This window comes from Staphylococcus sp. GDX8P80P (assembly GCF_017893095.1).
GTDB classification, from domain to species: Bacteria; Bacillota; Bacilli; order Staphylococcales; family Staphylococcaceae; genus Staphylococcus; species Staphylococcus borealis.
The window spans coordinates 22,757-34,785 of the sequence record NZ_JAESMI010000017.1 but is presented as its reverse complement, the minus strand read 5'-3'; the positions used below and the strand labels follow the sequence as shown (position 1 = coordinate 34,785).

General features: G+C 33.4%; 9 protein-coding genes. All 9 read left to right on the top strand.

The window, feature by feature from the left end; genetic code table 11:
* The first annotated feature begins 4 nt into the window (after window positions 1-4).
* The gene (queA, locus tag KA858_RS02090; RefSeq protein WP_053029650.1) at window positions 5-1,030 is read left to right on the top strand and encodes a tRNA preQ1(34) S-adenosylmethionine ribosyltransferase-isomerase QueA; all 1,026 of its coding nucleotides are present in this window, start codon (window positions 5-7) and stop codon (window positions 1,028-1,030) included.
* Between the two features lie 19 nt (window positions 1,031-1,049).
* Window positions 1,050-2,189: a tRNA guanosine(34) transglycosylase Tgt gene (gene tgt / locus KA858_RS02085; protein WP_070854918.1), complete on the top strand. Its 1,140-nt coding sequence runs from the start codon at window positions 1,050-1,052 to the stop codon at window positions 2,187-2,189.
* A 16-nt stretch (window positions 2,190-2,205) separates the two neighbouring features.
* Window positions 2,206-2,466, top strand: coding sequence for a preprotein translocase subunit YajC (gene yajC / locus KA858_RS02080; RefSeq protein ID WP_011275581.1), 261 nt, complete (start codon window positions 2,206-2,208; stop codon window positions 2,464-2,466).
* Between the two features lie 226 nt (window positions 2,467-2,692).
* On the top strand, window positions 2,693-4,978 hold the full coding sequence (secDF, locus tag KA858_RS02075) for a protein translocase subunit SecDF (protein ID WP_193839256.1): 2,286 nt from the start codon (window positions 2,693-2,695) through the stop codon (window positions 4,976-4,978).
* Window positions 4,979-5,116: 138 nt separating this feature from the next.
* Entirely contained in the window at window positions 5,117-7,390 is a 2,274-nt protein-coding gene (recJ, locus tag KA858_RS02070; RefSeq protein WP_210134886.1) for a single-stranded-DNA-specific exonuclease RecJ, read from the top strand.
* 21 nt (window positions 7,391-7,411) lie between these two features.
* Entirely contained in the window at window positions 7,412-7,930 is a 519-nt protein-coding gene (locus tag KA858_RS02065) for an adenine phosphoribosyltransferase (RefSeq protein ID WP_053029568.1), read from the top strand.
* Between the two features lie 374 nt (window positions 7,931-8,304).
* Window positions 8,305-10,494, top strand: coding sequence for a RelA/SpoT family protein (locus tag KA858_RS02060; protein ID WP_053029567.1), 2,190 nt, complete (start codon window positions 8,305-8,307; stop codon window positions 10,492-10,494).
* A gap of 15 nt (window positions 10,495-10,509) precedes the next feature.
* Complete coding sequence (dtd, locus tag KA858_RS02055) at window positions 10,510-10,962, top strand: D-aminoacyl-tRNA deacylase (RefSeq protein WP_075108341.1); 453 nt, start codon at window positions 10,510-10,512, stop codon at window positions 10,960-10,962.
* A complete protein-coding gene (locus KA858_RS02050) occupies window positions 10,959-11,834 on the top strand; it encodes an N-acetylmuramoyl-L-alanine amidase family protein (RefSeq protein WP_210134885.1) in 876 nt (291 codons plus the stop codon). The genes dtd and KA858_RS02050 overlap by 4 nt, the downstream gene beginning before the upstream one ends.
* The last annotated feature ends 195 nt before the right edge of the window (window positions 11,835-12,029 follow it).

The following is a 12,029-nucleotide window of genomic DNA, read 5'->3' as shown; positions in this document are numbered from 1 at the left end:
AAAAATGAATGTTGAGGAATTTGATTATGACTTGCCTGAATCATTAATTGCTCAGACCCCTTTGAAAGATAGAGACCAAAGTAAATTATTGGTGTTAGGTAGAAAAGATGGTCACATCACACATAAACATTTCAAGGATGTGATTGATTATTTAGAAGCTGGTGATACGCTTGTCTTAAATGATACGCGTGTTATGCCTGCACGATTATTTGGTTTGAAAGAAGAAACTGGCGCAAAAGTTGAAATGCTAATGCTTACCCGAATTGAGGATAACGATTGGGAAGTATTACTTAAACCTGCAAAACGAATTAAAGTGGGTAATAAATTATCTTTCGGAGACGGTAAGATTGTAGCTGAATGCATCAAAGAATTAGATCAAGGTGGACGTATCATGCGTTTACATTATGAAGGAATATTAGAAGAAAGATTGAATGAACTCGGTGAAATGCCACTACCTCCATATATTAAAGAACGTTTAGATGATCCTGATCGTTATCAAACTGTATATGCCAAAGAAAGCGGCTCAGCAGCAGCGCCAACAGCTGGCTTACATTTTACAGATGAATTGTTAGATGATATTAGAGCTAAAGGAATAAATATTGCATTTATAACCTTGCATGTTGGATTAGGTACATTTAGACCTGTGAGTGTTGAAGACATCAATGACCATGAAATGCACAGTGAATATTACCAAATGACACAAGAAACAGCGGACTTATTAAATCAAACTAAAAAAGAAGGCCACAGAATCATTTCTGTAGGTACAACATCTACTAGAACCTTAGAGACGATTCGTAGAGATTATAGTGAATTTGTAGCTGTCAGTGGCTGGACTGATATTTTTATCTATCCAGGATTTACGTACAAAGCCATAGATGGTTTGATTACTAATTTCCATTTACCTAAATCAACGCTTGTCATGCTTGTTTCCGCATTTAGTAGTCGAGAAAACATTTTAAACGCATATAAAGAAGCTGTTAACTTGGAATATAGATTCTTCAGTTTCGGTGATGCGATGTTAATTATTTAATGAATGAGAGGTATTAAATATGCCAGCAGTAACTTATGAACATATAAAGACTTGTAAACAATCAGGTGCACGCTTAGGTATCGTTCACACACCACATGGTTCTTTTGAAACGCCGATGTTTATGCCAGTAGGTACAAAAGCAACCGTTAAAACAATGAGTCCTGAAGAATTACGCCAAATTGAAGCTAAAATTATACTTGGAAATACGTATCATTTGTGGTTACAACCTGGAAATGATATTATCAAACAAGCTGGGGGTCTACATAAGTTTATGAATTGGGATGGCCCAATTCTTACTGACTCAGGTGGTTTCCAAGTATTTAGTTTAAGTAATCTTCGTAAGATCAGTGAAGAAGGTGTTGAGTTTAGACATCATACGAATGGATCGAAATTATTTTTAAGTCCTGAGAAATCGATGGAGATTCAAAATGATTTAGGTTCAGATATTATGATGGCGTTCGATGAATGTCCACCTATGCCTTCAGAATATAAATATGTAAAAGATTCAATTGAACGTACGACACGTTGGGCTGAACGTTGCTTAAAAGCGCATAAGCGTCCTGATGATCAAGCGCTCTTTGGTATTATCCAAGGTGGAGAATACAAAGATTTAAGAGAACAAAGTGCGAAAGAATTAGTTGCACTAGATTTCCCTGGATATGCAATCGGTGGCTTATCTGTAGGTGAACCTAAACCAGTAATGTACGAAATGGTTGAACATACTGTGCAATATATGCCAGATGATAAACCACGTTATCTTATGGGTGTAGGGTCTCCAGATGCGTTAATTGAGTGTAGTATACGTGGAATGGATATGTTTGACTGTGTTTTGCCAACGCGTATCGCTAGAAATGGTACATGTATGACATCGAACGGAAGATTAGTGATTAAGAATGCTAAATATGCTAACGATTTTAAACCACTAGATGAAAATTGTGATTGCTACACATGTAAGAATTATTCACGTGCTTATATCAGACATCTGATCAAAGCTGAAGAAACTTTCGGTATCCGTCTTACTACTATTCATAATTTACATTTTCTGCTAAAATTGATGGAAGATATTAGACAAGCTATTCGAGAAGATCGTCTTTTAGATTTTAAAGATGAATTCTTTGAACAATATGGGCTTAATGTAGAGAACCCTAAAAATTTCTAAATAAGGAGACAACATAATGAACGTTTCAGCGTTAATTTTACCTATAATTTTAATTATAGTATTTTATTTCTTTTTAATTCGACCTCAACAAAAACGTGCGAAAGAGCATCGTGAAATGATTAGTCGAATTGAATCAGGTCAACGTATTACTACAATTGGTGGTTTAAAAGGAACTGTTAAAGCTGTGGATGAAACTACAGTTGTTATTACAGTTAATGGTCATGGTACTGAAATGACTTTTGAAAAACCAGCGATTAAACAAGTAGACCCTTCTTAATATTAAGGGAGATACGAAATGAATTATCTAAAACTGTCGACAGAGTTGATCTTTGTTGACAGTTTTTTTAGTTTTAAAGGGTTAGGTGCAATGATCTTAATTTCACTAATAGATGTGGTATGTTAATATAGATAGGTCATGTAATAACTATGTAATTTTTTATTAACTTGCACATGGTTTATTAAAAGATTATTCTTAGTACATAAGTAAACAATGAGGTGTTCATGTGAAGAAATTTAGTAGGATAATTGCATTCATACTAATCGTAGCCGTTCTATTTGTTGGAATGGGGATGACTTATAAGAATGTAGTTAAAAATGTAAATCTCGGACTAGATTTACAAGGTGGATTCGAAGTGCTTTATCAAGTTAAACCACTTGATGGGGATAAAAAAATCGATGAAAAAGCCTTGCAATCTACTGCTAGAACTTTGGAAAACCGTGTCAACGTGCTAGGTGTTTCTGAACCTCACATTCAAGTTGAGGATCCAGATCGTATCAGAGTTCAATTAGCAGGTGTAAAAGATCCTGATGAGGCACGTAAAATATTATCTTCTCAGGCTAATTTAACGATTCGTGATGCTAATGACAAAGTTAAATTAACAGGTAAAGATATTGTACAAGGCTCAGCTAAGCAAGAATTCAAGCAAGGTACAAATGAGCCAGCAGTTACGTTTAAATTAAAAGACCGTGCAAAATTTAAAAAAGTAACAGAAGAAATTTCAAAAAAACAAGAAAACATGATGGTAGTTTGGCTTGATTTTAAAAAAGGAGATAGCTACCATAAAGAATTAGAAAAACCTGAAGACAAACGTAAATTCGTTTCAGCAGCGTCTGTTGATCAACCTATTAATTCTGATAGCGTTGAAATTTCAGGTGGTTTCCATGGTCAAGAAGGTGTAGAACGTGCTAAACAAATTGCAGAATTGCTTAACGCAGGTTCTTTACCAGTTGACTTAAAAGAAATTTACTCTAATTCAGTAGGTGCACAATTTGGTCAAGACGCACTTGATAAAACTATATTTGCATCTGCAATTGGTGTAGCAATTATATACTTATTTATGGTAGGCTTCTACAGACTTCCAGGTATCGTTGCTATTATCGCATTAACAGTATATATTTACCTTACTTTAGTAGCATTTAACTTTATTTCTGGTGTGCTTACATTACCGGGGTTAGCAGCACTTGTGCTCGGTGTAGGTATGGCGGTAGATGCGAATATTATCATGTATGAGCGGATAAAAGATGAACTGCGAATCGGTAGGACATTAAAACAGGCTTACTCTAAAGCAAATAAAAGTTCATTCTTAACTATCTTTGACTCGAACTTAACAACAGTAATTGCAGCTGGTGTGTTATTCTTCTTCGGTGAAAGCTCAGTTAAAGGTTTCGCAACAATGTTACTTTTAGGTATCTTAATGATATTTGTAACCGCCGTATTCTTATCAAGAGGTTTATTATCATTACTTGTATCTTCTAACTACTTTAAGAAGAAATTCTGGTTATTTGGTGTTAGTAAGAAGGATCGACATGATATTAATGAAGGCGTAGATGTTCATGATCTTAAAACCTCATATGAAAAATGGAATTTTGTGAAATTAGCAAAACCATTAATTGGATTTAGTATTTTAATCTTAATCGTTGGTATTGTTATATTGAGTATCTTTAAATTAAACCTTGGTATTGATTTTTCAGCAGGTACTAGAGTAGACATTGATTCTAATACGAAACTATCACAACCTAAAGTTGAACGTACGATGAAAGATTTAGGATTAACACCAGATCAAGTTCAAATTAATGGTAATGACAACAAACAAGCGACTGTTCAATTCAAAAAAGACTTATCTAAAAATAAAGTCGTAGAGTTAAATAAAAAAGTAAATGACGAGTATGGTCATAAACCAACAGTCAATACGGTATCACCTATGATTGGTCAAGAATTAGCTAAAAACGCAATGAAAGCTCTTATATACGCTGCAATAGGTATTATTATCTATGTATCACTAAGATTCGAATGGAGAATGGGATTATCATCTGTTTTAGCATTGCTCCATGACGTCTTTATGATTGTTGCTTTATTCAGTTTATTCCGATTAGAAGTTGATATCACATTTATCGCAGCTGTACTAACCATTGTAGGTTATTCAATTAATGATACGATTGTTACATTTGACCGTGTAAGGGAGAACCTTCATAAAATTAAGGTTATTACTAAACCTGAACAAATCGATGAAATCGTCAATCGATCTATACGTCAAACAATGACACGTTCTATCAATACGGTATTAACTGTTATAGTTGTCGTAGTAGCGATTTTAATCTTTGGTGCATCAAGTTTATTTAACTTCTCATTAGCACTATTAATCGGATTAGTTTCTGGTGTGTTCTCTTCAGTATTTATCGCTGTGCCATTATGGGGTATTATGAAAAAACGACAACTTAAGAAATCAGATAATGGTAAATTAACGGTATACAAAGAGAAAAAATCAAATGATGAAAAAATATTAGTATAGTTTATAAGAGTAGAATGTTGAATTCAATTCGAATTCCGTTCTACTCTTTTTTAACGCTTTTAATAACTTAACGTTGATTACTTTTTATTTAGCTCAATTTTCGGTATAATGGCTTTTGGAAAAAGGGAGGATAATGACATGATTAAATCAAAATATAATTGGCTATATGAACCTCCAACACAATACATAGATGAAACATTAGCAAATAAATATCAATTAACACCCATTATAAAAAAAGTACTTGAAAGTAAATCTATTACTGAAGATGCGTCTATTAAAGCGATTTTGAATCAAACAGCCGTCAACCATGATCCATGGCTATTAAGTGATATGGAAAAAGCGGTTAATCGAATTAATAAAGCTATAGATAAAAATGAACGCATTTTGGTATATGGTGATTATGATGCTGATGGTGTCACTTCTACGACTATATTGGTTAATACGTTAAAGACATTAGGTGCTGAGGTAGGTTGGTATATTCCAAATCGCTTCACAGAAGGTTATGGACCTAATGAACTTGCATTTAGAAATGCACATGACGAAGGTGTATCCCTAATCATAACTGTCGATAATGGTATACAAGGTCATAAAGAGATTGAAATGATACAAGAACTAGGCGTTGATGTTATTGTTACTGACCATCATGAAATTGGTCGAACGTTACCTTCAGCATATGCAATCGTGCACCCAATGCACCCGGAATATGATTATCCATTTCATTATTTGTGTGGTGCTGGCGTGGCGTATAAATTATCTCAAGTTTTATTGGATAATCCACCTAATTATTTTATAAGCTTAGCTGCAATAGGAACGATTGCAGATTTAGTTTCATTGACTGATGAAAATCGTTCGATTGTAAAACAAGGATTAGCTTTGTTAAACGAAAGTTGTCCGATACAAATTAAAGCTTTACTTAACCAAGCGGGTTATAATGACACGATTAACGAAGAAACGATAGGTTTCATTATAGGACCCAGACTAAATGCAGTAGGCCGATTAGAAGATGCTTCATTAGCAGCAGAATTATTAATGACAGAAGATGAAGAAGAAGCGGAATTTCTAGCGGAACAAGTTGAACATTTTAATATTGAACGTAAAGAGATAGTTGCTCAGATTACTGAAGAAGCATTAGCTATAGCCGAGGATAAAGTGAATAAGGGCAAACAATTTTTGTTATTAGCTAAGGAGGATTGGCATGAAGGTGTCCTTGGTATCGTAGCATCTAGAATAGTTGAAACCTATGGACTACCGACTTTAATGCTTAATATTGATTTAGAACAAAACCATGCTAAAGGGTCAGCACGAAGTATAGAGCAAGTATCTATGTTTGAAATTTTAAGTGCACATCAAGATTTAATTTCTAAATTCGGTGGTCACCATATGGCGGCTGGAATGACTATGGAAATTGATTATATTGAGTCGTTAGAGCAAGGATTAAATGAATGGATGCACCAATTATCAGAACATACGTCATTAGAGCCAAATAAACGTGTCGCAGTTAAATTAGAAGAGAGTGATATTACGATTAACAATATTCGTGATATTCAAAGACTCAGTCCATTTGGTACAGACTTTGAGAAACCGTTATTAGAATTAGATGACAATGAAGTTGTAGATGTTAAAGCCATTGGCAAAGATAAAAACCACTTAAAATTAATAACTGGGCAATTGAAACTGCAAAGTTTATTTTGGCAAAATGGTGATTTAGCTACGCAAATAGAACTTGGTCAACCAATTAATCTTCTGGGTAATTTGCAAATCAACGAATGGAACGGTAACCAATCACCACAATTTATTATTCAAGATATTGCAACAAATAATGAACAAATATTAGACTATCGAAGCAAACGTAAACAATTGAATTTGGACCCTAATGATACTAATATTGCATTCTTGATTCATCCTAAAAAAGAAAAATTACATGATAATTACTATTATTATGGTGATAAAATAGATGGGGACCATGAAGTCGTTGTCTTAAGAGATTTACCACTTGATTTAGAGAGTTTAAAAATGAGTCTCGAAGAATTAAATTATTCTCAACTTTATTTAGTGTTACAACATCAACAATCAATCTATTTTGATGGTATGCCGACGACGACGCAATTCAAAAACTGTTATAAAGCACTAATAACTAAAAAAGAAACAAATTTAGAACAAGAAGGCATGTTATTATGTCAGTTTCTAGATGTAAAGCCTAACATTTTAAAATTTATGCTAAAAGTATTTTTTGAGTTAGGTTTTGTAACAGAGGAAAATGGTATAATTAAAATTAAAGATAATCCTAATAAACAAAATATTGAAACAAGTCGTGTTTATCAACTAAGACAATCAAGAATGGAAGTTGAGAAACTTCTTCTTTATGATGATTTTACGCAACTAAAAACTTGGATTAAATCACAAAAGGGTTAGATTATAGGAGGAAATAGATAAATGGATTTAAAGCAATATGTTTCGGAAGTGCAAGATTGGCCAAAACCGGGAGTAAGTTTCAAAGATATAACTACAATCATGGATAATGGAGAAGCTTATGGTTATGCTACCGATCAAATTGTAAAATATGCTAAAGACAGAGATGTAGATGTTGTTGTAGGTCCTGAAGCTAGAGGATTTATCATTGGATGTCCAGTAGCGTATTCAATGGGTATTGGTTTTGCGCCAGTTAGAAAAGAAGGTAAGTTACCTCGTGAGGTCATTCGCTACGAATATGACTTAGAGTACGGAACAAATGTTTTAACGATGCATAATGATGCAATTAAACCAGGTCAACGTGTGCTTATCACAGATGATTTGTTAGCAACTGGAGGTACGATTGAAGCTGCAATTAAATTAGTTGAAAAGCTTGGCGGTATCGTTGTTGGAATTGCATTTATTATTGAACTTAAATATTTAAATGGTATTGAAAAAATTAAAGATTACGACGTTATGAGCTTAATTTCATACGATGAATAATTGACTAGCGTACGACATAAGCGTTGCGCACGTTGATTAATACTTGCGTGATAAGTGGGAATGAGATAATGGATTCGAAAGGAATTCTATCTTATTCCCACTTTTTGTTATTAAAATAAACGACTTGTTTTTGTTTTAGTGTAACACCATTTATTTATTTAAAAACTTGTAGTATCATAGAACTATTATTTATATAATTGTTAAAGCTTTTATAGTTCTTTTAACATTTGATAAAATTAAAGTAATACTCGCATTTCTATATCGAAATAGATGATATACTCGGATTAAAGAAGGACAATGTATGTTTTCTTAATTTTCAAAAATTCGAATATTGGTTGAGTATTTGAAATACAAATGAGTTGGGGTGTCATATATTGAATAACGAGTATCCATATAGCGCTGACGAGGTGCTAAATAAAGCTAAATCATATTTATCAACTGATGATTATCAATACGTCTTAAAAAGTTACCATATCGCTTATGAAGCTCATCAAGGCCAGTTTCGTAAAAATGGTCTTCCGTATATCATGCATCCTATTCAAGTAGCGGGCATACTTACAGAAATGCGTTTAGATGGTCCAACGATTGTTGCAGGATTTCTTCATGATGTTATAGAGGATACACCATATACATTTGATGATGTGAAGGATATGTTTAATGAGGAAATCGCACGAATTGTGGATGGCGTAACTAAACTAAAAAAAGTAAAATATCGTTCTAAAGAAGAACAACAAGCAGAAAATCATCGTAAATTATTTATTGCAATCGCAAAAGATGTTCGAGTCATACTTGTTAAATTAGCAGATAGATTACATAATATGAGAACATTAAAAGCGATGGCTCGAGAAAAACAAGTGCGTATTTCTAAAGAAACATTAGAAATCTATGCACCATTAGCACATCGTTTAGGTATTAACACAATTAAATGGGAATTAGAAGATACTGCGTTACGATACATAGATAGTGTTCAGTATTTCCGTATTGTTAATTTAATGAAAAAGAAACGTAGCGAAAGAGAAGCATATATCGCAAACGCTATAGATAAAATTCAAACAGAAATGGTGAAAATGGATATCACTGGTGACATTAGTGGTAGACCGAAACATATTTATAGTATTTATCGTAAAATGATGAAACAGAAAAAGCAGTTTGATCAAATATTCGATTTATTAGCTATTCGTGTAATAGTTAATTCTATTAATGATTGTTATGCAATATTAGGATTAGTTCATACGTTATGGAAACCAATGCCTGGACGATTTAAAGATTATATTGCAATGCCTAAACAAAATATGTATCAATCGCTTCATACAACAGTAGTTGGACCAAATGGAGACCCATTGGAAATTCAAATTAGAACGTATGAAATGCATGAAATTGCAGAACATGGTGTTGCTGCGCATTGGGCATATAAAGAGGGTAAAACCGTCAATGAAAAGAACCAAGATTTCCAAAACAAATTGAATTGGTTAAAAGAATTAGCTGAAGCCGACCATACTTCATCGGATGCACAAGAATTTATGGAATCATTGAAGTATGATTTGCAAAGCGATAAAGTATATGCGTTTACACCTGCAAGTGATGTCATCGAATTACCTTATGGTGCTGTTCCAATTGATTTCGCCTATGCCATTCATAGTGAAGTCGGTAATAAAATGATCGGTGCTAAAGTAAACGGTAAAATTGTCCCAATTGATTATGTCCTACAAACTGGAGATATTATTGAAATTCGCACCAGCAAGCACTCGTATGGGCCAAGTAGAGATTGGCTTAAAATAGTTAAATCATCAAGTGCTAAAAGTAAAATTAAAGGATTCTTTAAAAAGCAAGACCGTTCCTCTAACATTGAAAAAGGTAAATTTATGGTTGAAGCTGAAATTAAGGAACAAGGCTTTAGAGTAGATGATATTTTAACGGATAAAAATATTGAAGTCGTCAATGAAAAATATAATTTTGCCAATGACGACGATTTATTTGCTGCTGTTGGTTTTGGTGGTGTAACAGCACTTCAAGTTGTGAATAAATTAACGGAAAGACAACGGATACAAGACAAGCAAAAAGCACTTAACGAAGCACAAGAAGTGATTAAGTCATTACCAATAAAAGAAGATATCATTACGGATAGTGGTGTTTATGTTGAAGGTATTGAGAACGTATTAATCAAACTCTCAAAATGTTGTAATCCAATCCCAGGAGATGATATTGTAGGATATATCACTAAGGGGCATGGCATTAAAGTACATCGTACGGACTGTCCAAATGTTAAAAATGAAACAGAGCGATTAATCGCAGTTGAATGGGTAAAATCTAAAGATTCAACACAACGATACCAAGTTGACCTAGAGGTAAGTGCTTATGATCGTAATGGTTTATTAAATGAAGTAATACAAGCTGTTAATTCTACAGTTGGAAGTATTATCAAAATTAATGGACGTTCTGATACAGATAAAAATGCAATCATTACAATTAGTGTTATGGTACGTAACGTTAATGATGTCTTCCGTGTTGTGGAGAAACTTAAACAACTAAGTGATGTATACACTGTAAGTAGAGTATGGAATTAATGAGGTGCTATTAATATGAGAGTAGTTGTACAAAGAGTAAAAAGAGCAGCAGTTACAAATGACAGCATTCATAATGAAATAGACAAAGGTTATTGCTTGTTAGTTGGTATAGGTAAGGAAACAACTGAAGCCGACATAGAAGCAGTTGCTAAAAAAATCATAAATGCACGTTTGTTTGAAGATGATAATGGCAAACTTAATTTAAATATTCAACAGGTGGATGGTCAAATTTTATCTATTTCACAATTTACGTTATATGCTGACGTCCGCAAGGGTAATCGACCTGGATTTTCAAATTCAAAGAACCCTGAAGAAGCCAATGCGTTATATGAAAAATTTAACACTGCCTTAAGATCGTACGATGTTGAAGTGCAAACTGGTGAATTTGGCACGGACATGGAAGTTGAAATTATAAATGATGGTCCAGTTACGATTATTTATGAAAGTCAGGATGGCAAAATAATATGAATAAAATAGATGCATGGTTATCTAAACATGATCTTAAAAATCTAACAACATTGGTTGTTGTATGCGCATTTATATTATTTTTAATATTATTATATATGCTTATGAATCATAGTGATCAAGGAAGCAATAGAATTACAGTTTCTGAAGATGCTGAATTACGTACTGGTCCAAATGCCGCCTATCCTGTGATTTATCATGTCGATAAAGGCGACACATTCACAAGATTAGGTAAATCTGGTAAATGGATAGAAGTTGAAAGTAGAGATGGCACTGAAAAGGGGTGGATAGCTGGATGGCATACAAGCTTAAATATTGAAGCGGATGCTAACAAGAATGAAAACCCTTTGAAAAATAAGGTCATTGTCTTAGACCCTGGACATGGAGGCAATGACCAAGGTGCATCCAGTAATACTACAAAAAAGAGTTTAGAGAAAAATTATACTTTGAAAACTGCAAAAGAATTGAAGCGTGCACTTGAAAAAGCAGGTGCAACAGTAAAGTTAACGAGATCAGATGATACTTATGTTAGTCTAGATGATAGAAAAATGAATGGTGATGCTTTTATCAGTATACATAATGATTCTCTTGATAGTCCTAATGCAAATGGTGCAACGGTTTATTGGTATAAAGATAATCAGGAAACATTAGCAGAGACGTTGAATGCTAATATTCAAAAGAAAGCATTATTGTCTAATAGGGGCACACGACAAGAGAACTTCCAAGTACTTAGACAAACGAATAAGCCAGCTGTATTATTAGAGCTTGGTTATATTAGTAATCCAACTGATGAAGTAATGATCAGAGATCAAATTCATAGACAAGTTGTTGAAGAAGCTGTTGTTGATGGATTAAAACAATATTTTGCATCTTAAAGCTTGCAAACTATACATAAACTCGTTATCATAGTTATTGAACTTTATAATTAATACCGATATGATTCTTGAAAGTATAAATGAAAGAGACAACAATTCATATAATTGTGTAGAGATATAATCCTTGGCTGGAAGATTATACTGAGTAATTTATAACTTTGAACACAAGAACAGGTGCTTTAATAGATTAAGCCG